This window comes from Thermogemmatispora sp. (assembly GCF_042408735.1).
GTDB lineage: Bacteria > Chloroflexota > Ktedonobacteria > Ktedonobacterales > Ktedonobacteraceae > Thermogemmatispora.
In genome coordinates this window covers 47,539-74,353 of record NZ_JBHOQV010000054.1, presented here as the reverse complement: position 1 = coordinate 74,353, position 26,815 = coordinate 47,539, and the positions used below count along the sequence as shown (strand labels likewise).

Below are 26,815 nucleotides of genomic sequence, written 5' to 3'. Positions count from 1 at the left end.
CCCGGTCGGCTTGCCGCCTTCTTCCGCCCAACTACTGCCCTGCCCAGGACGGAGACCTTCTCTCCCTCTCGTCCTCTTTGAGCGCTACCTAACGCACTCCTCGCACTTGTTTGATGGCCAGGGTCCCAATGGCAAAATAGAGGGTGGTCACGGCAAAGAGGACCGTGTAGCCGAAATGATTGGGCAGGCTTTGCAGAACCTGGAGGATGACGCCGCCAATGGCCGTTCCAATCACCTGGGGCAGGATACCCATCATCGACCAGAAGCCCATAAACTTGCCAGCCTCGTTGGTGGGCGGCAGCACATCGGTAGTGAGGGCCCAGTCAACGCTCGTATAGGCGCCAAAGCCAATACCAAAGATGAGGCCCGCCACCAAGGCCCCATACTGGCTTTGAAAGAAAATAAAGACCAGACAGACGATGGCCATCATTGCCCCAGAGAGGTAGACCAGCCCTTTGCGTCCCCAGTGATCAGAGGCCCAGCCCCCGATGATCGAGGTCAGCAGGGCTGTGAGCAACAGGGCGGGCTGGAAGACAAGGCCATTGAAAAACTCTCCCGAGAAGGGCGTGTTGTAGATGATCGTCCGGACTCCTGGCCCCCCCAGCACGTTGTCAAAGTAGTACTGCAGAAAGTAGTAGACAGTCCAGATGCCCATCATGACCAGCAGCCTGGCCAGGAGCACCCAGGCCATATCAGGATAGTGCAGGGGGTTGAAGAGGAAGCGCCTGATAAAGCGCCTGAAGCTGAAACGCTCCTGACCCACGCGAGAGAGGGGAGTTTCTTTGACCGTCAGGACCGTGTAGGCGACAAAGATGATCTGGACGACGGCGATGAGCAGGAAGATTTGTACGATCTCTTGACGGTAAAGGGGAAGAGGATCGTGCTTGTTGACTATGGCCCCCGCCACAAGGGAGCCAAGGGCGGTTCCGAGCAGCGACAGCAATCCATTGAAGCCAGCAGCCAGACCTCGCTGGTTCGAGGGCACTTTGTCGGCGATGATGGCGCTCCAGGGCGAGTTAGCTACATTATTGGTGATCTGCAGCAGAATGAAGAGAACGGCGAAGAGGATGAGCAGAGCCGTGGAACTGGCCCAGCCAGGGGCAAAGGCGAAAGCTATCAGGACGATGACATTGAAGATGGTGCCGATGATCATGAAGGGGCGCCGCCTCCCCATGCGGAAGGTGGCATAGTCGGAGATGGCCCCCACCAGCGGGTTGACAATGACGGCCACAATGGTTCCCCAGAGCACAACCGTGGTCAGGTTGATGGCTTCCTGGCTCACCGGCAGGAACTTGGCCACCATGCTGGGAATGACGATGGCGAGGAGCGCTTGCCAGTGAAAGCTGTTAGCGAACCAGAAGACGTTGATGTTGATCTGTTCGAGGAGCGACACTCGACGGACTGGAAGCTCCGCAGTCGCCGCGGCGCTCATGGCTACTTCGCCTGAGTCTTTACCGATTTCCATAGAGATTCGCCGCCGGTCCCCCTGGGTCTATCCACGAGGAAGACGGCTCCCTCCTCTCTGTCAGGATGGTCGTTGACGACGCACTCCTCTTCAGCTCTTCCCGCGCTCGTGAGGGCAAAAGGCCCTGCCCTCCACGGGAGGCACCTTTTCCTCCCCTTTTCACGAGGGAAGAGAGCGGTTCGGCCCGAGCTGCACGCCGGCCAGGCCAACAGCTCCCAGGACCGCAAGAGAGGCCAGCGCATCTGCACGTCTAGCCCCGGTAGCCTTGCTACGCCTCTCTCTCTGCCTGTGCTTATAGCAAGACTGTACCTGCTCCTTTAAGGGTTTGTCAAGTCTTCGCGCTCTATGCCTTCTTGTGCCTTCATCAGCCAGCCCCTTGACGTCCCGCTTTCTGGCTGGCATCCTTTGTAGGGACGAAGCAAGAGGGCACCGGTGAGCAGGGCTGACGGCCATGCCGTCCTTTGGCCCGACTGGCCGGCTGCTTTCCATGGCCATCTGCGCTTCTTCCACTTTGGCAAGAAAGGTTGTCCCAATGGGCTTCCCGGCTTTCGAGCGGCGTCGGAGCGCGCCCTGGCAAATTTTTGCTTCCTGTACGACGCTGCTCATTCTGACGGTCCAGTACACAAATTACAGTCCTTTGATTCCTGAACTGCGAGAGAAGCTTCACATCAGCGCTGGTGAGGTCGGCCTCTTTTCGACGTTCCTCTTCCTTGGCCTCACGCTGGCCTATTTGCCGGCGGGAGTGCTGATCGATCGCTACGGCGCCCGCCCGGTGCTGCTGGTCTCGACGCTCCTGGCTACCTGCGGAGCTTTGCTCTTTCCTCTTGTTCCGCATCTCGGCTGGCTACTGGCCATGCGGCTGCTGACTGGGCTGGGGATCGGTGCAGCCTTTGTGGCCGGCGCCAGCGTAGCGGCTGGCAGTGGACGCCTGGCGGCCCTGGGCCAGGGTCTTTATGGCGGCTCGACTCAGGTGGGTGCGGGCCTCGGTCTGCTCCTGACTCCTTATCTCGCACGGCTGGTCGGTTGGCAGGGAGCCTTCTTCTGCTGGGGACTGCCGGGCTTGCTGGGGGCCGCGCTCTGGCTTGTGGTCGATGTCGAGAATGAGCGCCCGCTGCGCCAGGGAGGACTGCGGCAGGGATTGGCCTCACAGTCTGTCTGGAGCCTGGGGCTGGCTCATATGGGAACCTTCGGCCTGGGCAATGCGATCGCTACCTGGATCGCCCTTTATCTGGTGCAATTGGACCACTTACCTCTGACGCTGGCGGCAAGCTGCGGCTCGCTGGCTCTGCTGAGTGGAATGCTCTTTCGCCCGCTGGGTGGCCTGGTGCTGGGACGCCGCTGGCTGGGAAGCATCGCCTTGTTGCGCCTGATGGCCTTGCTCTGCTGTGTGGGCATCCTCTGCCTGGCCCTTCCCTGGCATAGTTCATGGTTGAGCTGGCTGGGGATCATCTTGACTGCCCTCGGCTCCAGCGCTCCATACGCAGCTATCTTTAATGAGGCCGCTTCGCTGGGCAGCGTCGGCAAAGGGGTGGCCCAGAGCCTGGTAAGCGTCATCTCTTCGCCTACGCTGATTATGGGCCCACCCCTGATCGGCTTCTTGCTCGATCAGACGGCAAGCTATAGCGCCGCCTTTGGAACGATGCTGCTCTTTAGCGTTGTGGCCATTGTCTCTGCACTGGCCGCCGGACCAGCCCTTGCCCGCGAGCGCAGGAGCAGTTCCTACGCCCTGGCCAGTCCCGTGCAAGTCGCCTCTCCAGGCGAACCTTCAGCTTCTGCCTGCAGCGACTGATTGAGCCTGATCCGGACAGATGAGAGCCTGGGATGACTTGCCCCACCTTCAGCTCCCAGCGAGCGCTCTCCTGCTGAGGCAAGTACTTGACAAATGGCAAAGAACAGGGTATCATAACTGCTGTCAGCCGTTGGGTATCCGCTGACAGACCTAAATCACTCAGATGGCGCATTCGTCTAGCGGTCTAGGACACCGCCCTCTCAAGGCGGAGATCACGGGTTCAAATCCCGTATGCGCTACTCATCATTATTTCAAACCGTTTCAGTCCTCATTCGTACTGGCCTGAAACGGTTTGATTTTTTGGTATCCAGGTCGCAATCTAGCAGCGGTATTCCTCACCTCCCTTCCTTCCTTGCCTCTTCTGGCCTTTCTCTCGATGCCTCGTCCAGTCGAGGCATGGCCCCTCCTGCATTCCAGGGAGCAGATGAGCATGCACCTCTATGGTGAGGCCACTCTGCGTCGGCCGCAACAACTCCTGTACTACCTTCGGGTGGCTACCGAAACAGAGCAGGAGGAAGATGGCCCTATGCCGCCTACCACGCCAACAAGTCTTCGGTCACCTGGCCTGACTCAGTAGCTTTTTGAACACCTCAACGAGGCGGTTCGGGTCTAAGGACGTACCATGCACGGGATAGAACAAACAGGTCAGCGTGTTCCCACCATGCCTCGTCAGCTTGCAACTTTACCTCCACCTGTCGTGCCGGACAGGTGTTCTTTCCCGTCCCGGTACCGTTGTCCAGGCGGGTAGTCCTCTATGGATTCCTGATCCCTTGCCTGCTGAAAGGCTAATATCCCGGTGGTAGAGGAAATCCGCCGATAGCGCGAATACCTGCAATCGCTCCAATATGCGTTAGAGCGTGGGTCAGAGCAGCACTCAGTGCATCGCCCGCCTGCTGCCGACCAAAGGGGAACATTACCTCTCTGCCAAGCTCGTCATCGGAAAGCCCGGCCACCGCCTCATCTACCTGAACCAGCAGCGCCTCGAGCACCTCAAGCAGTTCCGCCGCTGAGGTGGGGCGGGCCTTCCCGGGCGGCCAGCTATCAGGAGGGTAGTCTTCTGGCCAGCTTCTGCCAGATAGAACGCTGGCCTGGCCGAAGAGGATGACAACAGCGTGCATCGCCACCTCCATAATCGACCGGTCATCTATGAGCGGAGCACTGTAACTTAATTGCTCAGGAGTGAGATCGCCCAAGGTGTGCCGGAGCCACCATTTGAGACGATCATTTGTCGCCACAACAAAGGATGCCGTATTCATGGGCAACACTCCTTGCTTGCAGCTCAATCCCATCCCGACACCTGTCAGAGATGTCGGGATGGGATTCTCTGCTACATTGCCGTCCTAGACCTGCTGCACAAAAATGACCTCGCCATCATGCCATTCTGGCTCTTGTTCAAACAAAGGTAGGAGCTGGCGATAGCGGGCATCCTGCTCAGGGTCGCGCGCATTTGCCCAGTAGGCCTCTTTAGTGGTGAAGAGTACCGCGATATAGATCTCCTGCGGGTCACTATCCAGGCGATACGCATAGGTTGCCACAAATCCCGGTATTTTCCCCTCTGCATACGCCTGATCCTCGATGATTTTCCTGAGCTGCGATTCCTTTCCTGGCTTGATGCGGAACCTTGCAATTGTACCGTACATCGTTATTTCCTTTCCTGTATCAGCTTCGGGCCATTATTCAGATGACCCGTATGCTATCTGCCTGCCAGAGTCTGGCAGCTGAACCAGGTTGTGCCAGGCCGACCCAGGACCCAGGCATGCATCTCCCAGTCAGAGAGCTACGCCCAGATCTCGTAGAGGACGTTAAACGGGGCCTCAACCGGCACGCGCCGCACATGGCTGAATCCTGCTTCCATGCAGAACTGGCGCAATTTCGCTTCGGGCAGTCCCAGGGTGCCCAATCCCTCGCCATGACCGGCCAGCGAGACCGTCATGCAGTAAAGAATACTGATACCGTAGAAGAGAGAACCGGTCAGGCCAGCATTATCCTCCAGTTTTTCTGAGCTATTGAACTCCAGGCAAACATAACGCCCTTCTGGCTGCAATCCGGCACGAATCGCTCGCAGCAGTCCACGCGGGTTGACCGCATCATGTACAACGTCGAAGGTGCTGATCACATCGTATTGCTCAGGCAGACCCTGCGATACGTCCAGATGGACAAAGCGCACGCGATCAGCAACGCCCGCCGCCTGCGCGTTGGCCGTTGCTCTGACGATGGCGGGCGCGAACATATCGTAGCCGACATAGCGCGACTGCGGATAGGCCTGAGCCAGCTTGATCAGCGCTCTGCCTGCGCCGCAGCCGACATCGGCAACCAGCGCACCACGCTCCAGTTTTGCCTGGACATCCGGCATTGCGGGCAACCAGGCTTGAACAAGCAGGTGCTCAAAAAAACTATTGCTGAAGCGTTCCTGACCCTCCCAAAGAGCGGGATCATAGGCTTCCATCGGAACGCCACCCCCATGCTGGAAAGCATGGACCAGTTGGTTGTAGACACCTAACTGCGCCATCATCAGTTGATAGACTCCGCCCAGAAAGAAAGGCCCGCCTTCCTGAGCCAGTACCGGGGCATGCTCAGGCGGCAGGCTAAAACGCTGGTTCGCAGGATCGTAGACCAGATAACCAGCGCTTGCCATCTCGCTGAGCCACTCGCGGGCATACCGCTCGTTGATGTGTGCGCGCTCCGCCAGTTCGATGCTGGTGGCCGGCGCCTGGGTCAGCACTTTGAAGAGGCCGAGACGATCGCCAAGGCTGGCCATCACTAGCGTAACGCCAGCGGCAATATCTGCTATCACCTTGCCAGCAAATGCTTCTGCCTTTTCATAATCAATGCTTTGCTGTGTTGCCATGCTACCTCTCCTTTTTCTGTTCTCTTGATGAGGTACCCGAGATCGTCTTTTTAGCAGCAACCTCGCGCCAGCCGCCACTGGTAGTATGCCCGAAAAAGACGCTGCCCTCATCGGGGAAAACCGAAGATTTCTGGAGAGGAGCATACGGAGATTTCTTCCAGGGAACCGCTGGGAGAGGGACACGATACGGAGAGGAGAGGAGAGGAGAGGAGAGGAGAGAAGGAGGGTCTATTTTTCTCTGCGCAGCAGACCTTTTTCATGCGCCCAGATCGCGACCTGCGCCCGTGAGGTAAAGTTCAGTTTGCATAAAATGTTGCTGACATGGGCTTCGACGGTTCGCAGGCCGACCACCAGCAGGTCGGCAATCTCACGATTGGATTTTCCTTGCGCAACCAGGATGGCTACCTCACGTTCGCGGCTGGTCAGCCCATCGGAGAGGCGCCGGACAGCGCCCTTTTGTGGCAGTAGGGCAAGAGCCTGCGAGAGAAAATGCGCACGCAGCTCTTCATGCGGGACGTCAGCAGCCAGTTCCTCGATGAGTGCGCGAGCAGCCGAGAATGCCTGCTCGGCCTCTTGCTGGCGTGCCTTCGCCCGGTAGAGCTTCCCCAGAGCAAGATCTATGCGCCAGAGCAGCGGACGCCACACCTGTCTGCAGGCAGCCTCTCGCGCGGCACACAGCATCGCTTCAGCCTCTGCTTCACGTCGCAGCGCGACCAGGGCCTCACCACGTAGTTTCAGAAAACGCGGATCGCTCTGCCCGGCAGAAAGATTCCTGTTAGAGCTGATCAACCCGTCAATGATATGCAAGGCAGTACCAGGATCCCCCTGAGCAAGCGCCAGCTCTGCCCTGGCATACCAGGCAACTCGCTGCCCGGTAGTTTGCATGGGAGCACCCGGCTCAAGTACGGCATCGAGAACAGAGGCGGCACGTGTCATATTGCGCTCTGCCAGACAGGCCAAAGCCAGAAATCCCGATACGACTCGCATCCAGTAGACCGAACCGCTCTCATGGGCCAGAGTCAGCGCTCGTTCGAGACGTCGTTGTGCCTCCGGCGGATCGAGAAGATCTAACAAATACCATCCCATCCCCAGGCTGCCAAAGATCAGCCATTGGCGATGCTCAATTTGCTCTACAATACCAAGCCCTTCCTGTAGAAATTTCCATGCCTGCGCGTATTCTCCCCGTGTAGCCAAAAGCATGCTCATATTGAAGAGTACAAAAGCTTCGGCCGAGTGCTGGCCTGTTTCGCGGGCAATCCTGAGCGCCTCCTCACCGGCCCCAAAAGCCTCGCCAAAACTCAGGACCAACGCCGTCGAGCCTGCCATATCCAGCCCACAAGCCAGCGTTAACTGGCCCAGGCTGAACACCAGTCCTCGGCGGTCGTCGAGCCGCCGGAAAAGTGCAACGGCCTGCTGGTTACAGGCAATGCCCTGCACCATCTCTCCATTCAGGTAGTACGCCATACCAAGCAGGTCAAGCGTCTCAGCGAGTCCTTGCTGATCGTTTTCGGCCTGGAAGGCCGCCAGCGCTTCCTGGTGACAGCGCAGCGACTCGGCAGGCTGCTCAATATTGAGATGCCAGTTTCCAAGACGATTGAGGCTATGGGCGATGGTGCGCGCGTCGCCGATGTGCCGCGCCAGGACGAGCGCCTGCTGGTAGTAGATCCCTGTGCGCGCATAATCACGGCCCGCCCACAGAAAGCCAAGCGCGATCAGACTCTGCCATTCAGCGCTCCGGTCATGGAGAGAGCGCGCTCTCTCCAGGGCCATCTCATAATCGCTGCACGCCTGCTCAAAATCACCCAGAATTTCGTACGCCTGCCCGCGCGCCAGATAGATCTGTGGGGAAGCCATCCTTCGCAGGTGCCCAAGAGCATCCAGGGCGCGCGTGAACTGCTCAATGGCGGCACGCGGGGCATACATGGCCTGGGCCTTTTCCCCGGCCCGCTGCCCGTATTCCAGCGCTTTCTCCCATACTCCACCTTCATAGAAGTGATACGCCAGGTCAGCTACAGATGCTTCCTCGCTTGAAGCAGAGAGCCGCTCTATGGCCTCTGCAATACTGCGGTGCAGACTTTTGCGCTCCCGTATCAATAGATCGCTATATATTGCCTGCCATGTCAGCGCATGCCGAAAGGCAAAGCGTTCCTCAGACTCCTCGACGACCAGTTGCGCCGTGATCAACTCTTTGATCAGGGCAAGCAGCCGCGACTCGTCATGCGGCGTCAGTACTTGTAAAAGTGCAAAATCAAAACGATGCCCGATGACGGCGGCCAGGACCAGTATCTGCCTGGCCTGCTCGCTCAGTCGCCCGGCACGCTGCTGTACCATGTGCTGCACGCTGCGCGGTATGGACAGTTTGCTGAGCGGTTTGCAGTGCCAGCGCCCTTCAATGTAAAAGATATCCTCTGAAGCAATAAGAGATTTAAGCAGCTCTTCTACAAAGAAAGGATTGCCCTCGGCGAGCGTGTAGATGGGATCAAATGAGTCTAACTGCGCAACATGGGGAGATGTGAAAATGGCCCGCAACATAGCAGCCATCTCACTGTGCGTGAGACGAGGAAGCGAGATCTCGCGCGCCAGCCGCTCACGGTCCAGGTGCGCCAGGAGTTGCCCGAGAGCCGGGGAGACTTCATCGCTACGATACGTCAGAAGCACGAGAAGAGGTCGGGAGGCACAGCTACGCGCCAGGTAATAAAGGTACTCCAGGCTGTTATCATCGCTCCAATGGATATCTTCGAGAATAAATACTACTGGCTGATCGGTAGCTCTTTCAAGCAGAAATTGTGTCAAGCTAGTAAAGAGACGATGTTTTTCTATTTGAAGCTCCTGTCCTGATAAGGGAGCAGAAAGACGCGTAGATCCCTCTCCATTCAGCATATCAGGAAAGAATGAAAACAGGACGGGAATTGAGTCAGCGGCAGCAGGGTTACTGGCCAAAAAGGAACGGAGGAGGTCGAGCAGTGGGGCATAAGGATAGGAATTATCAGTAGGGAAACAGTTCCCCTGCAAGATGAGAAAGGATTGCGCCGCGGCAGTAGCTTTCGCCTCGGCGAGCAGGCGCGTTTTGCCGATACCAGCTTCGCCGGAAATCAGAACAACGCATCCCTTCCCGCTCCGCGCCTGGTCAATAGCAGAGCACAGAGCGGTGAGATGATCCGCGCGCCCAATGCAAACCGGACAGAGCACAGGAGTGTCAAACGACACCTTCATGACGGGATTACCTTTCTCTTCTTATGCGCCTGTGCAGCCGCGAAGAGCTTCCGCTTCTTCGATGAGGCGTCGCTGATCTGGTGGAGTGACCCCGACCACGCCCCGCTGGTCCCTGCCGGCTCCAGGAGAATAGCAGCCATCTCATCGAGGACGCCAAAGCGTTCTGGTTAGTCCGAACAAAGGCGCCTGCTCAAGACGGTGAGCGGGCAGCTTCACCTTAGTCAAGAAAGGAATATCACATGTCAGGCATCACTGTACCACATGGCAGGCGCTATGTCCAGGGCCGAGGTGATGGAAGCAGCTTCCTCGCCTTTCCCGATCGCATCATCGAAAGTGGGAGTTCCTGCTTTCTTAGAGCTGTTGCTCATGCACCCGCCTGGTGTCCTGCCCAGGCCCATTAGCAGAGGTAAAGGGATGATGGGCAGCGTCAAAATCTCTCTCGCCTGCCTCGCCTGCCGGCGCCTGCATCCACCTCAGCAGTCAGGCTGGCATCCGGATGCGAGCATGGCTGTGCTTTTTAGCCAAAAACCCTTGACAGCGCGCCAGGAATAGGGTATGATAACCTCCGCCAGCGGCAGAAGAGCGGCTGGCACGAACTGATCACCCAGATGGCGCATTCGTCTAGCGGTCTAGGACACCGCCCTCTCAAGGCGGAGATCACGGGTTCAAATCCCGTATGCGCTACTCTTTTCTCCCTCTGCTCGCCCGAGGTCCGCTGCATTGATACCTCGGGCCTTTTGTTTTTTCCGGCAGGCCCGCCCCGGATGAGCGATTTTGAGAGGGGGAGGTCCTTTTCTCTTCTCGTCACTGGCGGCTTTTGCTATAGTTATTAACAGGGCACCGCACCCTGTCAGCATAACGGGGCATTGCACACACCATCTGGCCGGCCCGACTGGCTCCCGGCTCAGCCAGCTCGCGTCAGGTCAGCGACAGCAGGATCTCGCTCGCCTGCTCCTTTGCTATCTCTCCGTGATGAAAGGGATGTCTTTCTATGTATAAAAAGGTTGTTACCGGTCTGGTACTCTTGGGACTCCTGACACTGGTTCTGGCAGCCTGCGGCATCCGCGATACCGCTGCCGGCGCAGCGAATACCGGTCCAACGGTGAAAATGAGTTCTACGGCCTTCGAAGTAACGCAGATCACCATAAAGAAGGGCCAGGCACTCACCCTGGTGGATGATGTCGCCGTCCCCCATGTCATCAAAAATGGTACCTGGAAAGGCTCCACCCCCGCGGTGACGAAGGAGTCTGGCGCCCCCACAGTGGACCTGAATTTCAACGGCGTGCAGGGCGAAAGCGCTACGACTCCGCCTTTCACCACCGCTGGCACCTATCATCTGCTCTGCACCATCCACCCCAATATGCAGCTAACAGTCATCGTTCAGTAGCAGGAGAAGGATGGCCTCTACCAGGCCAATCAATCAGCGAGCCAGCCAGCCCCAATAGAGAAGGTTGGTGGCACAGGCGCGATGCTACTTGAGGGGCTGCTCGGGGAATTTCGCTCTGCCTAACGGAGAGCAGCTCACCGCCTGGAAGCGAGAGGGCCGAGTCGCCCGCGATCGCCCTTGTCCGTCAGCGAGGACAGGAGCACCCGGTTGTCGGCCCTCTCGATCGATCGGTTCCGGAGCGCTTTTTCGCCGATAGATCAGCTCTGCTGCTGCCTGACCCTTCTGGCCTGCTGTTCTCCCCGGTCACCCAGCCTTCTCCCTCGCTATGCTAGTACTTTTTGTCACAAGCAGGCGCCGATTTGTAGATGACCCCAGCCCCTATGCTATACTCATGTCAGTTTCAAGCAGCGGCCTCTCCTCCGGCAGAGTGAAGCACTGGCTGAACACAGAGCAGTTGCCGCTATTTCTACAGTGATGACTGATGAAGAGGATATTTTCTTCTTCCACTTATAAAAGCATACTGAAGCTTGGCTCTTTAGGTCTCTTTTTAGTCCTGTGCGTGGTGATCGTGGCCTGCGGAAACAATAGCTCGCAGGCGGGCCTGGAGAGTCCCAGCGCAACGGCCACCATTGTTTTTGGCACAAACGACTCCCCCACGCCCTCTCTGCCAGACTACCTCTGCGGCGCCTGGGCGACCGATACGTCGCCGCAGATCAGCAGTGGCAAGATGATTATGGTCTATGCGAAGTTTGTCCATACCGTCGATGGGAACCCGGTGGGAGTGGGAGATGCAACTGCCACAGCCACGGTGCGCTGGTGGGATGGCAGCGTAACGACTCAGACCGTGCAAACGACCAGCGATGGCCTGGCGGTCTTCTCCATTCCACCACGGGCCGACGCCGTCGGCAAGATGACCCTGGTGAATGTCACCTTCAGTAAAGCGGGAACACCAGGCTGCACCGTGCCCCAGGCCGCCTATTTCACGATCAGCAGCGGCGGGACAGTGACAGCAACGAAGACGGCCAGTCCCCAGGCGACTAGCAGCCCGACGCCGGAGACACCTTCACCGACGGCGACTTCTACCGCTGTACCCTTCCCCACCGTGACCATCACGGTGACAGTTCCCACTGGGCCGATCCACGGAACGGGCACTCCTCACCCATGAGTGAGGCCGCTGCTTCTGCCGGCTCAGCAAGCGAGAGAAGGTTTGAGCGCTTGCCTGGCCCAGCGTCAGCGCACATCGACGTCAGCATCGGTGGCTCTCAGGACGCTGGGCCGGCTGCCTTTTCTAGACCTCCCTCTGTCAGGAGCCTTCCTTGCCACTGCCCCAAGAGGTGCGAGAGACTCTCTCTTGAAAACCTTTCTCCGTTCGGGACATAATTGCAGTAGAGAGCATTGTACCGGCTTGATGTGCTTCTACCTTGCCGCACACTCAAGCAGGTTAAGAGGCGTGCTATACTATCATGTGATAGATAGTGTTTGTTGACATCTCTCCATAGATCAAGAGGTAGGCCGCTTCAGGCATATCTAGATGTAGGAAAAGTACTATGACACGCTCTTCAGAGGAGAGACCACCAGAGCAGCGGACTCCAGCCCCCGATGAGAGTCAGCCCTCCACCGACCAACACGAGGCTCCTTCGGCCAGCACGCTCAGATCATGGCCAGCCAGCCAGCTCCGCGAGGCCGGCCCCTCCCAGGCGCGCAATCTGCAACGCCAGCTCATCTTGCTGCGCGAGGAGAATAAGCGCCTCCGCAACGAGTTGGCCGAGCAACAGGCCGAGCTGGAACGCCTGGTCGCCGCATATAACGCGCAACAAGCCAGCTTCGACGAGGAGCTGGCCGCCCTGAAAGAGGGGCATCAGCGCCAGATTGAACAGTACCAGGCCCACCTCCGCGATATGCTGGCGGAGAATCGCCAACTCCAGGCGGAGAAGCAGCGCATCCAGGAGCAGTATAATGAGTTGCAGAAGAACTATCAGCAGGCCGTCGAGGAAGAAGCTCACAAGATGATTGCCGAGGCAGCCAACACCATTATTATGCGCCCGGAGCATGTCCCCTCTCTGCTCCAGGATGTCAAGAAGACAATCGAGCTGCAGATACGCCAGGAGGAGGATGAACAGGCCGCCGCTACTCTCTATTTGATACGCGATGCCCAGCGCCGCGCTCGCCAGCTTGAGGAGGAGCTGGCTCGCGAGCGCCAGCAGATCGCCAGCGAGCGTCAACAGCTTGTGCAAATGCAGCAGAGCATTCGCGAGCAGGCCGAGCTGCGCTATAAGACCCTGGCCAGCCACCTCGGTGGACGCTGGTCGCTGGCTGTGACGCTTGCTGTCTTGCTGCTTCTTGTACCACTTCCAGTGCTCCAGTCTCTATTCTACTTTGTATTACACCTCTCATTAGCTTTTTCTCTGTATGTCCCTATTTTGATCTGCCTTGGATTAGTTGGCCTGTTCGCCCGTGTCCGGGTGGCGATGGCGACCTACTACTCCAGTGCCCCTCATAAATCACCCAGGCCAAAAACTTGAAGCCAGGGATTGCGACAACCAGTTTTGCCGTTTTTTCCCTTTATCATGAGATCTAGTTTTTCACCTGTTATACAAGAAAAAAAATATGAAATAGACCTGGACAATTTTTTGCCTTTCATGTACCCTATATAAAGGGGAATATCGCAGTTCTCTATCGGGCAATCGCTATCCCTGTTTGTGGCAAGGAAGGAACGGAAAGGGGAAGGTTATGGCGAATCAGCTGCAACTGGAACGGGCTACCGAACATGACGAGATCATTAACGAGGTCTGTGACCTGGCCAGCAAACTGGCCAGCGTTTTCCGCGAGCCTCCCTGCTACTGGACCGCCGCCATGCTTCGCAAATGCTATCAGCAATCATACGCCGCTTTCGCTGAGGCGCAGGATTCGCCCAAAGAGCAGCGGCGGCGCTGGTGGGCCATTCACTATGCTGACATGGCCCTCTATGCTCTTTGTTGCCGGGCCGAGGGGAGCACCGAGGAACTAGAGGACTTCCAGGAGGTCACTCAGGCCCTCAACTGCAGGCACGGCTATCAGATCACGCTGCGTCAGGCTGCCAGGGCCGCCATCGCTCGTCATTCGCTCTACTTGCGCGGCTCCGTGCCCTCGTGTGAGGAGAGCCGCCGCGTCGTCCTCGAGGCTCTCCATATCGAGGCCTAGCTGGTTTCCATGCTCTGCCAGCCGCCGTCAGTCTGCCGGTCGCGACTCTCTCGCGTCCTTCTTCCACCTCATCGTCCTGATGGCGCTCCTCCTTCCGGCAGAAGCAATCAGCGGCAGCTGACGGCGCTCTCTAGCTTCGTCCGTTCCAGCGCCCTGAAGCTTTCCAGCCTCTCTGGGAGTGTAGTATCTTGGGGCCAGACCTGGGCAGGACTGCGAGCAGGCGCCTGAGGCAGCGCGCTCGCTCCTTCTCCTCCGGAGTCTGGTTCCCCCACTGTCGGCCTGTCTGGCGCTATCTGCCTCTCCCAGAGGCTCCCACCTTGCCCAGGCGGGGCAGATACCTTTCTTCTCTGGCCGAATAGCGGCAGGCGCTCCTCTTTGCTACAATTAGGGAAGGGAAGGCATTCCCTCATAGACCGCTGGCCGGCCGTGCCTGACCCGCAACGCACCGCTCACCCGACCAATATCAAAAGATCGGTCCAGACGCCGAAGAAGCAGGAGAGACCTTAATGGCAAACGATGCACAAGTACAACCCTCTCTTCAGCCCCACGTTATCTGGCAGGACGGCATTCATCCCGAGCCTTGTATTGTGGTCATTTTTGGAGCCACCGGCGATCTGACACAGCGCAAGCTGCTGCCAACCCTGGCCCACCTGATGCATGCTCACCCCCAGCCAGAGGGTTTCGTAGTGGTAGCTTTTGCCCGTCGCCCGCTCTCTCAGGAGCAGTGGCGCCAGTTCGTTGTGCAAGCTCTCGCCGAGCACAGTCCACCCGAGCTGGGCCTGGACGAGGAGGCCCGGCAGTCCTTCGCTCAGCGCACCTTCTATTGCCGGGCTGATTTGAGCGAAGCCGCAGACTATCAGCAGCTCGCCCAGTTGCTAGAGCAGTTGGATCAGCAGTACCAGACTCGTGGGAATCGCATCTTCTATCTGGCCATTCCTCCCGATCTCTATGCCCCAGTGATCCATCAGCTCGGCGACAGCGGCCTGATCCACCGCCCCCATGGTGGCCACCGTTCCAACCACCATGGTCCCTGGAGCCGTGTGATTATCGAAAAGCCTTTCGGGCGCGACCTTCATTCCGCTCAGAAACTCAATCGCGAGATTGCTCGCGTTCTGCACGAGGATCAGATCTACCGCATTGACCACTACATGGGGAAAGAGACGGTCCAGAACATTCTGGCGATGCGTTTCTCGAACGGGATTTTTGAGCCGCTCTGGAACCAGAAATATATCGATCACGTGCAGATCCTGGTGGCGGAGGAGATCGGCATCGGTGGGCGGGCCGAGTACTACGATGAAGCCGGGGCCATTCGCGATATGGTGCAAAACCATATTCTGCAGGTGCTTTGCCTGACGGCGATGGAGCCACCCGTCGCTTTTGAGGCCGATGCCATTCGTGATGAGAAGGTGAAGCTCCTGCGGGCTATTGCTCCCCTATCCCCCGAGGAGGTAGCGCGCCAGGTGGTCCGCGGCCAGTACACCCGCGGCACAATTAACGGCCAGGAGGTTCCCGGCTATCGCGAGGAGAAAGGTATTCCTGCCGATTCGACGACGGAGACCTTCGTGGCGCTCAAGCTCTTTATCGAAAACTGGCGCTGGGCCGATGTACCTTTCTATATCCGCACAGGCAAGCGCCTGCCGAAGCGCAGCACCGAGGTCACGATTCAGTTTAAGCGCGTCCCTCATCTGCTCTACAAACCCAGCGAGGCCCGCGAGCTGGTCCCCAATCGGCTGACGATCCACATCCAGCCGGAGGAGGGGATCACTCTCAAGTTCGGCGCCAAGGTGCCCGGCGCCGCGCAGCGGCTCAAGTCGGTCGACATGACTTTCTCTTACGCCAGCGCTTTTCGCGTGGAGCCGCCCGATGCCTACGAGCGCCTGATCGCCGATTGCATGCTTGGGGATTCAACTCTGTTTATCCGCCGCGACGAGATCGAGACGGCCTGGCGCCTCATCGATTCGATTACAACGGCCTGGCAGCAGATGCCTCCCGAGAGCGTGCGACCCTATGCCGCCGGTAGCTGGGGACCAGACGAGGCGGAGGAGCTGATCAGGCGCGATGGCCGCGAGTGGGATACGCCCTAAAGGGTTGCCCCCCGGCCCTCTCCCGAAGAGAGCACCGGTTCGTCTTCCACAGGCAGAGGGGCAGGCCCACCAGGAGACCGGAGGCCAGGCAGGGGAGATGCGATCGCAAGCACGGGGCTAACCAGCCTGGCTCTCCCTTTTACCCCGCCGGAAAGGGCCTGGTCCTCTCCCTCCCCACAGACAGGCTCCAGTCGGAATCTTCACGGCTCGAAGATGGGACAGGCTTGCAAGTTGCAGCCAGCGGCCACAGCCTCGCCTGACCCTTTCCTTGCGTCTGCAGGTCGACAGCGATTTTATGATATTATGTATACAAACATGCTGGCCTCGAATGCAGGCCAGCGACTTCAGTTAGCCCACTGAAGGGCAAGGAGAAGAGACGCGCGTATGAGCCACTCTCAAGGGGGAGATCGGCTTCCCGAGTTGAAGCTGGGCCAGGAGCAGCTTGCGGAGCTGCGCCAGCGCTACGCCGAGCTGATTGGCTTTGTCCCCCCCCGCGTTCAGGCCCGGACCGATCTGTTAGCTCGCCTTGATCCTGATTTCCTTCTACTCCAGGAAGAGATCCGCCGGCGCGCTATGTACCCCTCATGCTTCGACATAAAGACAGCTCAGCTGATGCTCTTCGGCATGCTGCTGGTGCTGCTCTCCGATGCGGCTCACCTGCATGCACGCGCCGCCCGGCGCGCCGGCGCCACCTGGGAAGAACTCAACGCAGTGGTCAATCTGGCATTTCTCTTTCGCGGGTTGCCCGCCGGTAACCTCGGCGCGCAAATTCTTCAGCAACTGGTCGCTGATGAAGACCAGCACGGTTCAAAGGAGTCTGAACCACGTTGATGCGAGACGGGAGAGCACCAGACCGGCTTTGCCGGGCGGAGGTCTCCGCCCCCGTGTCCAACGGGGCCTCCTGCAGCTACAGGGAAAGTCGGGCCAGGCCGGGTCAGGCTGGGTTCTCCACCGCGCTGCACTGCCGCAACCAAGAGAGGAGATGGCCCCATGACGGATCTTCAGGAGCCAATCAGGGACGTTGCCCACCTGGGCCATGTTGAGCTGCTTACCCCTCGACCTGCCGAGAGCCTCTGGTTCTTCACCGAGGTGCTCGGCATGACGGTGACCGACCGCCAGGGCCAGTCGGTCTACCTCCGCGCTTACGGCGACTACGAGCACTGCACCTTGAAGTTGACCGAGGCCCCACATGCCGGCCTCGGCCATGTCGGTTGGCGTATGGTCAGCCCCCAGGCGCTGGAGCGACGCGCTCAGGCGCTGTCTTCTCAGGGCTGCGGCCAGGGCTGGATCGATGGCGATATCGGCCACGGACGCGCCTACCGCTTTACCGATCCCGATGGACATGTGATGGAGCTGTACTACGAGGCCAAAAAATATCTGGCCTCGGCAGAGCTACGCTCTCGCCTCTACAATCAGCCCCAGAAGTTCACTGGTCATGGAGTGGGTGTCAAGCGCCTCGACCATGTGAACCTGATGTGCCACGATATTACTCCCAACCGCCTCTTCATGCAGGAAGCGCTTGGGTTCCGCCTGCGCGAGCTGCTGCAGCCGGAAGAAAACGGCGTTGAGGAAGGAGCCTGGCTCAGTGTGACGCCGCTCACCCACGATATCGCTTATATGCGCGACTTCAGCGGCGCTCACGGACGTCTGCACCATATCGCTTACTGGCTCGACAGCCGCGAGGAGGTGCTGCGCGCCGCCGATATTCTGACAGAGCATGACGTCTTTATTGAGGCAGGGCCAGCCCGCCATAATGTCTCTCAGGCGTTCTTCCTCTATCTGTACGAGCCTGGCGGCAATCGCGTTGAAGTCTACTCCGGTGGCTACCTCGCTTTCGCTCCCGATTGGGAGCCTATCGTCTGGCGCCGCGAGCAGCGCGGACGCGGTGTCTATTGGGGCGGCGCCCTGCCAGAGAGCTTCAAAACCTATGGCACGCCGGTCATTGAGCCTGTGCAGGCCAGCCAGGGCGGCCAGACGCCCTCCCCGGTCTTCGATCCCCTCTGATGAGGAAAAGCGAGAGCGGAGCAGAGTCCTTCTTGCGATCCGCAGGCAGAGCCAACCAGGCTGACACGCAGGGCAGGTTGCGGCGCTCCGATGCTGGCCAGATGGGGCGCGGGCTGGCCGTTGAGCTGAGCCGACTTTTTCGCCTGCTCCCGCACTGCACCGCTCTTCTATCGGGCCAATCGGGCCAGAGGGCCTGGCTACTCGCTCTATGGCTGGCTGGCCAGGTCAGATCGGGCCAGGATGCCGTTTGCTGTTCGCCTTTCGCCTTTCGCTGACCAGGTCCGCGCGACACGCCGCCTGGTCATGTGGGCGGGATGGAGCCGCTCCCCCCTCCCGCTGGGCCGTCGGTCGACGGGCCGCAGCGACAGCCGATAGCTTGCTAAGGCTCCTGTCCGCTCGCAGCGGCGCGTCGCTGGAAGAGTGGCCAGAGACGAGCGAGAGGTGCAAGAAGAAGGAGAAGCGCAATGGTCTACCACAGCGAGGTAATCGGTAGTTTGCTCCGCCCCCCTTATCTCCATCAGGCTCGCCAGCAGTTGGAGGCGGGAACAATCAGCCCCTCCGAGTTCAAGGCGATCGAGGACCGCGCGGTCGATGAGGCCATCGCTCTGCAGGAGGAGGCCGGCATCGAGGTGATCACCGATGGGGAACAGCGTCGCTATGCCTTCTTCGGACACCTCGTCGAGGCGCTCGATGGCTTCGATAAGTTTGGTGGCTGGGCGATCCCTTTCCGCGATGAGAGCGGCGAGGAGCTGGTGATGCGCCGCCCGGTGGTGGTGGAGCGCCTGCGCTGGCGCCGCAGCATGTGCGGCGAGGAGTGGGTCTATCTGCGTGCTCGCAAGAGGCACGCCGGCAAGGTGACCATGATCAGCGCCCAGCAGGCCGCAGCTTACTATGACCCGGAGAAGTCAAAGGGCGCTTACCCCACGATCGACGCCTACCTTGCCGATATTGTCGATGTCTCTCGCCGCGAGGTCGAGGAGTTGATCCGCCTGGGATGCACCTATATCCAGATCGATGCTCCCCAGTACGCCGCCCTACTCGATCCGCAGATCCGCGAGGGCTACCGCCAGCGCGGCAATGATCCCGAAAAGCTGATTGACCGCTGCATCGAGCTGGATAATGCCATTATCGACGGCCACCCGGGGATCACCTTCGGCATCCACATCTGCCGCGGCAATAATCAGAGCAAGTTCTATGCCAGTGGCGACTATGAGCCGATCGCCCGTATTTTCCAGAAAACGCACTTCCAGCGCTTCTTGCTGGAATACGACGATGCACGCTCGGGCGGCTTTGAGCCGCTGCGCCACATGCCGGAGGACCGCTTCGTGGTGTTGGGCCTGGTAACGACCAAGAAGCCGCAGTTGGAGAGCCGCGATGAGCTGCGCCGGCGGATCGAGGAGGCGGCGCGCTATATCCCGCTGGAGCGACTGGCCCTCAGCCCACAATGCGGCTTCGCTTCGACGATCGAGGGGAATCGTCTTTCGCTCGAGGACCAGCGCCGCAAGCTGGAGCTGGTGGCCAGCGTGGCCCGCGAGGTCTGGGGCCAGGCCCTCGGTCAACATCCCTGACGTCAGGCCTTTTCCTTCTCTCCTGGATCAGGTGACGAGGGGCCAGGCTGATCGCGAGTTGTTCATCTCGCTCCTGGCCCCTCGCCGCCTCGACAACTTACCCTGGTCCCGCCCCTTGAACCTGGAACCTTTTCAGCCGCCACTGCCCTCCCTGGCGCGTGAGCTTTTGCCCCATTTCGCTTGATTGATTGATTGATGCCATGCTGCCTCTGTGAACTCACTCGCAGATCTTCTAGCTTTGCAAGAGGAGCTGGCCCGGCCTGGCCGGCTCCTTGAGGGAATCCTGAGGCCCACTATTGAACCTCTGCCAGTTTTTTGACCATTTCCAGGCTATACTGGCCCGTGTCTGAGGAATACGGTGGAAGGTCGCGGCTTCGTCTTAGGCTGCGGCCTTGCAGGCAGTAGGAGGTGCCAACCAATGGCGAGCTTGGGGGCCACCGTTCTGGTGGTTGAGGATGAACCGGAACTGGCCGGCGCCCTGGAGCGCAGCTTGATTGCCCACGGCTACCAGGTCCTGAGCACTGGCAGCGGTCAGGAGGCCCTGGAGCTTTTTGCCCGCGCTCATCCTGATCTCGTCTTGCTCGATCTGCTGCTGCCCGATCTGAGTGGTCTGGAGGTCTGCCGCCGGATACGCTCCGTTTCATCGACACCGATTATCGTACTCTCGGTCAAGAACAGCGAGCATGACAAGGTAGAGGCCCTGGACCTGGGAGCCGATGATTATGTGGCCAAGCCGTTTGGGATCGCCGAGGTGCTGGCCCGCATCCGCGTGGCCTTACGCCGTATGGAGCGGCAAGATAGGCATTCGCTTGAGGAACGGCTACGGATCGGGCCGCTGGTGGTTGACTTGGGAAGCCGTCGGGTGCTGGTCAATGGGCGCGAGGTGGCGCTTACTCCGACCGAGTATGAGCTGCTGCGGATCTTTGTCATGCATCGTGGCAAGCTGCTGACGCGCCAGATGCTGCTACAAATGCTCTGGGGCGCCTCCTCACACGATCGCATGCATAGTCTCCACGTCTACGTAGCACAGCTCAGGCAGAAGATCGAACCTCGGCCGGGCGAGCCGCGCCTGATCCTGACGATCCCGGGCGTTGGTTACCGCTTCAGCGACGAGGTTGAGGCGGCTGGCGAGTTCGATAGCCGACAGTCTTGAGCCTGTCTTGAGCAGGAGCTGCCGTCTTTAGAGAAAAGTTTGAGGGAAAGGCCAGGCACTCGGAACGCATCTTGAGCAATCTTGCTTTAGACTCTGGTTGAGAGAAAAAAGAAGACCCGGCCTGGCCGCGTTCAGGGCAGCGGGTCCAAAGCCGCCTGGCATGGTCACCAGAGCCTGCGGTGACGATCGCCTCGCCGCCGAGGCAGCTCGAGAAGGGACGGATTCAGATGATGCGACGTTGGCTGCTCCCCTTTAGCTGGGAGGTCGATATCCAGGCTATCGACGCCATTGTGCGTCTCGCCGCTCTGGAGAGCGCGAGCCTGATCGCTCTCTCTTTGCTACCAGGCGCAACGGCCCGCAAGCTGCGCGCCGAACACTGGCAGCAATCTCAGGATTTTCTGGAAGTGGTGCGTTGGAAGAGCAGGCGCTACGGGGTCAAGGGCGAAGCCTATGAGCTAGTGACCGCCGATGTCGGGCAAAGCATCGTGAGCTTTGCTCACGAGTTCGCCTGTGATCGGGTGCTCGTCATCCGCCGTCCGCACGGCGATGCTTTGCTGCCCGCTCCACAGGTTCAGCGGCTCCTGCGCGAGCGCCTGGTCCCCTTGATGCTTTTCTACTTGCCGGAGCGCGCCGAGAGCTTTGAGAGTCTCTCTCCTCTGCAGCGGCTCCTTGCCTGGCTCAAGGCCCATAGCCCCAGCCCAATAGCGCACAGCGGCAGCCTTCGCTAGCTGTCGCCCATGGGAACGTTTGCCAGATCCTATTATGCTCAATAGAGCAGAGGTACAGGTTGGAAAATGACGCAGAAAAATATAGTGATTGTGACAAGCGATGCGCTCCTTGGTTTTCTGCTGCCACGGGCCTTGCAGGCCCAGGGCTATGAGACTGCGCTCTGCGAGAGTGCGGAGGCGGCTCTGGCCTACTTAGCTGCCAAGGAGCCTGCCTTGCTGATCGTTGATCAGGCCCTGAGCGACGATACTGGCTGGGGTTTACTTCGTCGAGCTTGCGCCCGCGGGCTGCTCGCGCTACGTGAGCTGGGACAGGGTCAGCACTGTCTACCAGTCGTCCTGTTGTCAGCTAATCCGTGTCAGAGGCAGCCCAGCCCCGAGCTACGTCCGCTGGCTTGCCTGCCCCGCATCTGCCCGCTGGGCGCCGTTCTGCGCCTGGTAGCGCGGGCCTGCCCCCAGCGAGACCAGAAAGAAGCCGAGGGAAGCCAGAGCGCTCCGACCTCTGAGGCAACTTTCTCTTTCTGGGAGGAGGGTCTCTATGCTTGATACTTTGGCTGTCCTGGTGACGCTGTTGGCTTTCTTGCTCTTCGTCGGGTTCACTCTGGCCTGCGAGCGTCTGTGAGCAGGCTGGTCTGGCCTTCGTGAGAGGAGCTTTCTTCGATGAATACGCCTCTGGAATACCTGCTGATGGGACTGGTCGCCCTGTTGCTCCTGATCTACCTGGTCATCGCTCTGCTCAAGCCAGAGCGATTCTGAGCATTTCTATGGCAGAGGATGGCTTCGCAATGCCTGTAACGCTCAACAGTCTTGTGCAGATTGTGCTCTTTCTGGGCCTGGTTCTGGCCCTCACCAAGCCGCTGGGCCTCTACATGACGAAGGTCTTCGGCGGTGAGCGTACCTGGCTCTCGCCCGTCTTCTTGCCGCTGGAGCGCTTCCTTTACCGCGTTTGCGGCATCGACCCTGAGCGTGAGCGGCGCTGGACTGGCTACGTCATTGCTATGCTGGCCTTTAATCTGGCTGGCATGCTTTTGCTCTATGGGCTTGAACGGACACAGCAGTGGCTGCCGCTCAATCCGCAGCATCTGGGACCAGTGGAGCCGCAGCTGGCTTTCAATACCGCTGCTAGCTTCACGACTAATACGAACTGGCAGAACTATGCTGGCGAGCAGACTATGAGCTATTTGACCCAGATGGCTGGTCTGGCCTACCACAACTTTGTCTCGGCCGCCACTGGCATGGCCCTGGCTGTGGCTCTGGTACGCGGCCTGGCGCGACGAAGCGCCGAGCACCTCGGTAACTTCTGGGTCGATCTGACGCGCGCCACGCTCTATATTCTGCTGCCAATCTGCCTGGTAGGCGCCCTGATACTGGTTTCGCAGGGCGTGGTCCAGAATTTCAATCCGTATACGGTGGTCCACACGCTCGACGGCGGCCTCCAGGTCATCGCGCAGGGACCGGTGGCCTCCCAGGAGATTATCAAGGAGCTGGGCACCAACGGCGGCGGCTTCTTCAATGCGAATTCCGCCCACCCCTACGAGAATCCGACCGCTCTAACGAATCTGATCGAGATGCTGGCCATCATCAGCATCGGCGCCGGCATGTTCTACATGTTCGGGCGCATGGTCGGCGAGACGCGCCAGGGCTGGGCCTTGTGGGCGGCTTCGGCTATCATCTTTATCCTGGCCCTGGCTGTGGCTCTTCCCGCCGAGCAGGGCGGCAACCCGCTGCTGGCCCATCTCGGAGTCGATCAGCAGGCTTCCGCCCTCCAGCCAGGCGGCAATATGGAAGGCAAAGAGGTGCGCTTCGGCATCACCGATTCGGTGCTTTTCACGGTGACCACGACCGCCACTTCCTGCGGGGCGGTCAATAGCTTCCTTGATAGCTACACGCCGCTCGGTGGGTTGGTCCCGCTGGCCAATATGGCCCTGGGAGAGGTGATCTTCGGGGGCGTCGGCTCGGGTCTCTACGGTATGCTGATGTTCGCTATCCTCACGGTCTTCATCGCCGGCTTGATGGTCGGGCGCACGCCGGAGTACCTCGGCAAGAAGATCGAGCGCAAGGAGGTCATGATGGCCGCCCTGGCTCTGCTGCTCGCCCCAGCCACCATTCTGGGCTTCTCGGCTGTGGCCAGCGTCTTACCCCAGGGTCTGGCCTCGCTGACAACGAACGCCGGCCCGCATGGCCTCTCGGAAATTCTCTACCTTTACACCTCTTCCAATGGTAACAACGGCTCGGCCTTCGCCGGCCTGGCTGGCAACACTCCTTTTTATAACTGGACCGGGGCCTTCGCTATGCTGATTGGGCGCTTCGCTTTCTTGATCCCCATTCTGGCCTTCGGCGGTTCGCTCGTGGGTAAGCGCGCCGTGCCCGCCGGACCAGGCACCTTCCCAACCACGGGGCCGCTCTTCGTCTCGCTCCTGGTGGGGGTGATTCTGATTGTGGGCGCTTTGACTTACTTTCCGGCCTACGCCCTGGGACCGATTGTCGAACATCTGCTGATGCTGGCGGGAAGGACTTTCTGAGCTATGAGTATGCCTTCGTTAGAAGTCAGACCCTGGAAGACACGCCGCAAAGGAGCCGTCTCCTCCTTTGAGCCTCGCATTATTCGTCGCGCCTTGCTGGACGCCTTCAAAAAGCTCGATCCGCGCTGGCAGATTAAAAATCCGGTGATGTTCGTGGTGGAGGTCGGGAGCGCCATCACCACCATCGAGTTTGTGCGCCTGCTGCTGAGCGCCCCAACGGCTGATTTCAGCAGCACTCGCTTGCATGCGGAAACGCTCTTCGTGCTGGCGGTCAGCCTCTGGTTGTGGTTCACTGTCCTCTTCGCTAACTTTGCGGAGGCGATGGCCGAAGGGCGCGGCAAGGCCCAGGCCGAAACCTTGCGCCGCGCGCGTACGACGACAACGGCTAAGCGCTTGCGCCGGCCAGAGCGCTCAGCTCCCTGGGAAGAGGTGCCCGCCCCCGCTCTGCGCAAGGGTGATTATGTGCTGGTAGAGGCCGGCGATGTCATTCCTGGCGATGGCGAGGTGATCGAGGGGGTGGCTGCGGTCGATGAGTCGGCGATCACCGGTGAGTCGGCTCCAGTGATTCGCGAAAGCGGCGGCGATCGCAGCGCGGTCACCGGGGGAACGCGCGTCCTCTCAGACTGGATCGTCGTGCGCATCGGCGCCAATCCCGGCGAGACCTTCCTTGATCGTATGATCGCTCTCGTCGAGGGGGCCCAACGCCAGAAGACGCCCAACGAGATCGCCCTCAATATTCTGCTCGCCAGTCTAACGATCATCTTCTTGCTCGTGGTGGTCTCGCTGGAGCCGTTTGCCATCTACTCAGGAAGCCCAGTGTCGATCGCCACCCTGATCGCCCTGCTGGTCTGTCTGATCCCAACGACGATCGGCGGCCTGCTCTCAGCTATCGGCATCGCCGGCATGGATCGCCTGGTACAGCGCAACGTGCTGGCCATGAGCGGGCGCGCCGTGGAGGCCGCTGGCGACGTCGATGTGTTGCTGCTCGACAAGACCGGCACTATTACGCTGGGCAATCGCCAGGCAACGCGCTTCTTGCCCATGCCTGGTGTTGAGGAGCAGGCCCTGGCTCAGGCCGCCTTACTGGCCAGCTTGGCCGATGAGACACCTGAGGGGCGCTCGATCGTCTCCCTGGCCCAGGAGCGCTTCGGAGTCCGCGAGACGACTCCCGCTCAGGTCAGCCGCTTCGTGCCATTCTCGGCTACAACGCGCATGAGCGGCCTCGATCTCTACGATGGCCAGCTCCCTTCTTCTGGAAGCGACCTCTCTGCGCTGCCGCCGCTGCGCACGATTCGCAAGGGGGCCGCCGACGCTATTCTTGCTTATGTGCGTGAGCATGGCGGCGACCAGGGACCTGACGAGCGACTGCAGCATACGGTCGATGAGATCGCGCGCGCCGGCAGCACGCCCCTGGTGGTCGCCGAGACCTGGCGCAGCGCTGCCGATCACCAGGAGCAGGCCCGTGTCCTGGGCGTGATCGAGCTGAAGGATATCGTTAAGGGCGGCATGCGCGAGCGCTTTGAGCAGCTACGCCGCATGGGGATTCGCACGATTATGATCACGGGCGATAATCCCTTGACCGCCGCTGCTATTGCCCGGGAGGCCGGCGTTGACGACTTTCTGGCCCAGGCTACTCCGGAGACGAAGCTCAAGCTGATTCGCGAGCAGCAGGCCGGCGGGCGGATGGTGGCCATGACCGGTGACGGCACCAACGATGCTCCCGCCCTGGCCCAGGCCGACGTCGGCGTGGCGATGAATAGCGGCACTCAGGCCGCCAAAGAGGCGGCCAACATGGTGGATCTCGATTCGAATCCTACCAAGCTGATCGAGATCGTCGAGATCGGCAAGCAGCTCTTGATCACGCGCGGCGCTCTGACCACTTTCAGCATCGCCAACGACGTCGCCAAGTACTTTGCCATTATTCCGGCGGCCTTCTCGGCAACCTATCCGCAACTGAATGCTCTCAATATTATGGGCCTGGCTACGCCTCACAGCGCCGTGCTCTCGGCGGTGATCTTTAATGCCTTGATCATTATCGCCCTGATCCCACTGGCCCTGCGCGGCGTGAAGTATCGTCCTATCGGAGCCGGGCCGCTGCTGCGCCGCAACCTGCTGCTCTACGGCCTGGGCGGCATTGTGGCCCCTTTCGTGGGCATCAAGCTTATCGATTTGGTATTGACACTGCTGCACCTGACCCTGTAGGCGGTCTTGACTAAGGGGATGAGCATTATGCATCTGTCGTTCAAGTCAATCGTACGCGACTATCTTCGTCCGGCGGTGATGTTGACCTTGCTGTTAACCATTCTGCTGGGTCTGCTCTACCCGGGGGTGGTGACGGCCCTGGCGCAGCTGCTCTTTCCCTACCAGGCTAACGGCAGCCTGCGCTACGCCGATGGACGCCTGGTCGGCTCGGAACTGATTGGGCAGTACTGGACCTCTCCCCGCTACTTTCACGGGCGCCCCTCGGCTACCATTAGCGACGATGGCAGCCATGCGCAGCCCTACAACGCAGAGAATTCCGCCGCTTCCAACCTGGGACCCACCAGCAAGACGCTGGTGCAGACGGTGCAGCAGCGCATTGCGGCCCTCAAGCGGGAGAATCCCGATGCTCCGCCGGGACCAGTGCCCGCCGACCTGGTGACGGCCTCTGGCTCGGGCCTGGACCCCGATATCTCGGTGGCCGCGGCTCTCTATCAGGTGCCGCGCGTGGCTAAGGCGCGTGGCTTGAGCCAGGAGACGGTGCGGCAACTGGTGCTCAGCCACGTGCAGGGGCGCTTTCTGGGCATCTTCGGCGAGCCACACGTGAACGTTCTTGATCTGAACCTGGCCCTCGACACGCTCCGGCACTGAGTTGGCCGCCGGAGCAGGAGGCGCCAG

General features: G+C 59.8%; 22 protein-coding genes and 2 tRNA genes. 19 read left to right on the top strand and 5 right to left on the bottom strand.

Annotation, left to right across the window (positions count from 1 at the left end):
* Positions 1 to 88 precede the first annotated feature (88 nt).
* Positions 89 to 1,432 (bottom strand): MFS transporter, encoded by a 1,344-nt coding sequence (locus ACFMO7_RS03875; RefSeq protein ID WP_376794217.1) that lies wholly within the window; start codon positions 1,430 to 1,432, stop codon positions 89 to 91.
* Positions 1,433 to 1,997: 565 nt separating this feature from the next.
* Here ACFMO7_RS03875 and ACFMO7_RS03870 point away from each other — a divergent pair.
* Entirely contained in the window at positions 1,998 to 3,254 is a 1,257-nt protein-coding gene (locus ACFMO7_RS03870) for a nitrate/nitrite transporter (RefSeq protein ID WP_376794216.1), read from the top strand.
* A 165-nt stretch (positions 3,255 to 3,419) separates the two neighbouring features.
* Positions 3,420 to 3,493 (top strand) — tRNA-Glu (locus ACFMO7_RS03865).
* A 546-nt stretch (positions 3,494 to 4,039) separates the two neighbouring features.
* Here ACFMO7_RS03865 and ACFMO7_RS03860 read toward each other — a convergent pair.
* From ACFMO7_RS03860 to ACFMO7_RS03845, 4 genes are all read right to left on the bottom strand, one after another.
* Positions 4,040 to 4,510 carry a DinB family protein gene (locus tag ACFMO7_RS03860; RefSeq protein WP_376794215.1) on the bottom strand — a complete coding sequence of 157 codons (471 nt, stop codon included), beginning with the start codon at positions 4,508 to 4,510 and terminating at the stop codon, positions 4,040 to 4,042.
* An 84-nt stretch (positions 4,511 to 4,594) separates the two neighbouring features.
* A complete protein-coding gene (locus ACFMO7_RS03855) occupies positions 4,595 to 4,894 on the bottom strand; it encodes a putative quinol monooxygenase (protein ID WP_376794214.1) in 300 nt (99 codons plus the stop codon).
* A 137-nt stretch (positions 4,895 to 5,031) separates the two neighbouring features.
* Positions 5,032 to 6,102: a class I SAM-dependent methyltransferase gene (locus ACFMO7_RS03850; RefSeq protein ID WP_376794213.1), complete on the bottom strand. Its 1,071-nt coding sequence runs from the start codon at positions 6,100 to 6,102 to the stop codon at positions 5,032 to 5,034.
* Between the two features lie 228 nt (positions 6,103 to 6,330).
* Entirely contained in the window at positions 6,331 to 9,315 is a 2,985-nt protein-coding gene (locus ACFMO7_RS03845) for a helix-turn-helix transcriptional regulator (protein WP_376794212.1), read from the bottom strand.
* 239 nt (positions 9,316 to 9,554) lie between these two features.
* On the opposite strand from ACFMO7_RS03845, the gene ACFMO7_RS03840 reads away from it, so the two are divergent.
* The 17 genes from ACFMO7_RS03840 (at position 9,555) to kdpC (ending at position 26,788) form a co-directional block, all read left to right on the top strand.
* Positions 9,555 to 9,716 carry a hypothetical protein gene (locus ACFMO7_RS03840; protein ID WP_376794211.1) on the top strand — a complete coding sequence of 54 codons (162 nt, stop codon included), beginning with the start codon at positions 9,555 to 9,557 and terminating at the stop codon, positions 9,714 to 9,716.
* Between the two features lie 209 nt (positions 9,717 to 9,925).
* Positions 9,926 to 9,999: transfer RNA gene (locus tag ACFMO7_RS03835), tRNA-Glu, on the top strand.
* Between the two features lie 307 nt (positions 10,000 to 10,306).
* Positions 10,307 to 10,702 carry a plastocyanin/azurin family copper-binding protein gene (locus tag ACFMO7_RS03830; RefSeq protein WP_376794210.1) on the top strand — a complete coding sequence of 132 codons (396 nt, stop codon included), beginning with the start codon at positions 10,307 to 10,309 and terminating at the stop codon, positions 10,700 to 10,702.
* A 481-nt stretch (positions 10,703 to 11,183) separates the two neighbouring features.
* On the top strand, positions 11,184 to 11,867 hold the full coding sequence (locus tag ACFMO7_RS03825) for a hypothetical protein (protein WP_376794209.1): 684 nt from the start codon (positions 11,184 to 11,186) through the stop codon (positions 11,865 to 11,867).
* Positions 11,868 to 12,249: 382 nt separating this feature from the next.
* Positions 12,250 to 13,224 carry a hypothetical protein gene (locus tag ACFMO7_RS03820; RefSeq protein ID WP_376794208.1) on the top strand — a complete coding sequence of 325 codons (975 nt, stop codon included), beginning with the start codon at positions 12,250 to 12,252 and terminating at the stop codon, positions 13,222 to 13,224.
* 208 nt (positions 13,225 to 13,432) lie between these two features.
* A complete protein-coding gene (locus tag ACFMO7_RS03815) occupies positions 13,433 to 13,882 on the top strand; it encodes a hypothetical protein (RefSeq protein ID WP_376794207.1) in 450 nt (149 codons plus the stop codon).
* 506 nt (positions 13,883 to 14,388) lie between these two features.
* Complete coding sequence (zwf, locus tag ACFMO7_RS03810; RefSeq protein ID WP_376794206.1) at positions 14,389 to 15,966, top strand: glucose-6-phosphate dehydrogenase; 1,578 nt, start codon at positions 14,389 to 14,391, stop codon at positions 15,964 to 15,966.
* A 384-nt stretch (positions 15,967 to 16,350) separates the two neighbouring features.
* Positions 16,351 to 16,797 (top strand): carboxymuconolactone decarboxylase family protein, encoded by a 447-nt coding sequence (locus ACFMO7_RS03805; protein WP_376794205.1) that lies wholly within the window; start codon positions 16,351 to 16,353, stop codon positions 16,795 to 16,797.
* Positions 16,798 to 16,956: 159 nt separating this feature from the next.
* Positions 16,957 to 17,970: a catechol 2,3-dioxygenase gene (locus tag ACFMO7_RS03800; protein WP_376794204.1), complete on the top strand. Its 1,014-nt coding sequence runs from the start codon at positions 16,957 to 16,959 to the stop codon at positions 17,968 to 17,970.
* A gap of 464 nt (positions 17,971 to 18,434) precedes the next feature.
* Positions 18,435 to 19,538 carry a cobalamin-independent methionine synthase II family protein gene (locus tag ACFMO7_RS03795; protein WP_376794203.1) on the top strand — a complete coding sequence of 368 codons (1,104 nt, stop codon included), beginning with the start codon at positions 18,435 to 18,437 and terminating at the stop codon, positions 19,536 to 19,538.
* Positions 19,539 to 19,956: 418 nt separating this feature from the next.
* Complete coding sequence (locus ACFMO7_RS03790; RefSeq protein ID WP_376794202.1) at positions 19,957 to 20,691, top strand: response regulator transcription factor; 735 nt, start codon at positions 19,957 to 19,959, stop codon at positions 20,689 to 20,691.
* Positions 20,692 to 20,918: 227 nt separating this feature from the next.
* Entirely contained in the window at positions 20,919 to 21,419 is a 501-nt protein-coding gene (locus tag ACFMO7_RS03785) for a hypothetical protein (RefSeq protein ID WP_376794201.1), read from the top strand.
* Positions 21,420 to 21,485: 66 nt separating this feature from the next.
* Positions 21,486 to 21,962, top strand: coding sequence for a hypothetical protein (locus tag ACFMO7_RS03780; protein WP_376794200.1), 477 nt, complete (start codon positions 21,486 to 21,488; stop codon positions 21,960 to 21,962).
* Between the two features lie 114 nt (positions 21,963 to 22,076).
* Positions 22,077 to 22,172 (top strand): K(+)-transporting ATPase subunit F, encoded by a 96-nt coding sequence (kdpF, locus tag ACFMO7_RS03775; protein WP_376794199.1) that lies wholly within the window; start codon positions 22,077 to 22,079, stop codon positions 22,170 to 22,172.
* 29 nt (positions 22,173 to 22,201) lie between these two features.
* Complete coding sequence (gene kdpA / locus ACFMO7_RS03770; RefSeq protein ID WP_376794198.1) at positions 22,202 to 23,938, top strand: potassium-transporting ATPase subunit KdpA; 1,737 nt, start codon at positions 22,202 to 22,204, stop codon at positions 23,936 to 23,938.
* 3 nt (positions 23,939 to 23,941) lie between these two features.
* Positions 23,942 to 26,140 (top strand): potassium-transporting ATPase subunit KdpB, encoded by a 2,199-nt coding sequence (kdpB, locus tag ACFMO7_RS03765; RefSeq protein WP_376794197.1) that lies wholly within the window; start codon positions 23,942 to 23,944, stop codon positions 26,138 to 26,140.
* A gap of 27 nt (positions 26,141 to 26,167) precedes the next feature.
* Positions 26,168 to 26,788, top strand: a complete 621-nt coding sequence (gene kdpC / locus ACFMO7_RS03760; RefSeq protein ID WP_376794196.1) for a potassium-transporting ATPase subunit KdpC — start codon at positions 26,168 to 26,170, stop codon at positions 26,786 to 26,788.
* Positions 26,789 to 26,815: the final 27 nt, after the last annotated feature.

Excerpts from the sequence above, each read along its gene's own strand:
- ACFMO7_RS03875 (WP_376794217.1), bottom strand. The coding sequence starts at position 1,432 with ATGAGCGCCGCGGCGACTGCGGAGCTTCCAGTCCGTCGAGTGTCGCTC.
- ACFMO7_RS03870 (WP_376794216.1), top strand. The coding sequence starts at position 1,998 with ATGGGCTTCCCGGCTTTCGAGCGGCGTCGGAGCGCGCCCTGGCAAATT.
- ACFMO7_RS03860 (WP_376794215.1), bottom strand. The coding sequence starts at position 4,510 with ATGAATACGGCATCCTTTGTTGTGGCGACAAATGATCGTCTCAAATGG.
- ACFMO7_RS03855 (WP_376794214.1), bottom strand. The coding sequence starts at position 4,894 with ATGTACGGTACAATTGCAAGGTTCCGCATCAAGCCAGGAAAGGAATCG.
- ACFMO7_RS03850 (WP_376794213.1), bottom strand. The coding sequence starts at position 6,102 with ATGGCAACACAGCAAAGCATTGATTATGAAAAGGCAGAAGCATTTGCT.
- ACFMO7_RS03845 (WP_376794212.1), bottom strand. The coding sequence starts at position 9,315 with ATGAAGGTGTCGTTTGACACTCCTGTGCTCTGTCCGGTTTGCATTGGG.
- ACFMO7_RS03840 (WP_376794211.1), top strand. The coding sequence starts at position 9,555 with ATGTCAGGCATCACTGTACCACATGGCAGGCGCTATGTCCAGGGCCGA.
- ACFMO7_RS03830 (WP_376794210.1), top strand. The coding sequence starts at position 10,307 with ATGTATAAAAAGGTTGTTACCGGTCTGGTACTCTTGGGACTCCTGACA.
- ACFMO7_RS03825 (WP_376794209.1), top strand. The coding sequence starts at position 11,184 with ATGAAGAGGATATTTTCTTCTTCCACTTATAAAAGCATACTGAAGCTT.
- ACFMO7_RS03820 (WP_376794208.1), top strand. The coding sequence starts at position 12,250 with ATGACACGCTCTTCAGAGGAGAGACCACCAGAGCAGCGGACTCCAGCC.
- ACFMO7_RS03815 (WP_376794207.1), top strand. The coding sequence starts at position 13,433 with ATGGCGAATCAGCTGCAACTGGAACGGGCTACCGAACATGACGAGATC.
- zwf (WP_376794206.1), top strand. The coding sequence starts at position 14,389 with ATGGCAAACGATGCACAAGTACAACCCTCTCTTCAGCCCCACGTTATC.
- ACFMO7_RS03805 (WP_376794205.1), top strand. The coding sequence starts at position 16,351 with ATGAGCCACTCTCAAGGGGGAGATCGGCTTCCCGAGTTGAAGCTGGGC.
- ACFMO7_RS03800 (WP_376794204.1), top strand. The coding sequence starts at position 16,957 with ATGACGGATCTTCAGGAGCCAATCAGGGACGTTGCCCACCTGGGCCAT.
- ACFMO7_RS03795 (WP_376794203.1), top strand. The coding sequence starts at position 18,435 with ATGGTCTACCACAGCGAGGTAATCGGTAGTTTGCTCCGCCCCCCTTAT.
- ACFMO7_RS03790 (WP_376794202.1), top strand. The coding sequence starts at position 19,957 with ATGGCGAGCTTGGGGGCCACCGTTCTGGTGGTTGAGGATGAACCGGAA.
- ACFMO7_RS03785 (WP_376794201.1), top strand. The coding sequence starts at position 20,919 with ATGATGCGACGTTGGCTGCTCCCCTTTAGCTGGGAGGTCGATATCCAG.
- ACFMO7_RS03780 (WP_376794200.1), top strand. The coding sequence starts at position 21,486 with ATGACGCAGAAAAATATAGTGATTGTGACAAGCGATGCGCTCCTTGGT.
- kdpF (WP_376794199.1), top strand. The coding sequence starts at position 22,077 with ATGAATACGCCTCTGGAATACCTGCTGATGGGACTGGTCGCCCTGTTG.
- kdpA (WP_376794198.1), top strand. The coding sequence starts at position 22,202 with ATGCCTGTAACGCTCAACAGTCTTGTGCAGATTGTGCTCTTTCTGGGC.
- kdpB (WP_376794197.1), top strand. The coding sequence starts at position 23,942 with ATGAGTATGCCTTCGTTAGAAGTCAGACCCTGGAAGACACGCCGCAAA.
- kdpC (WP_376794196.1), top strand. The coding sequence starts at position 26,168 with ATGCATCTGTCGTTCAAGTCAATCGTACGCGACTATCTTCGTCCGGCG.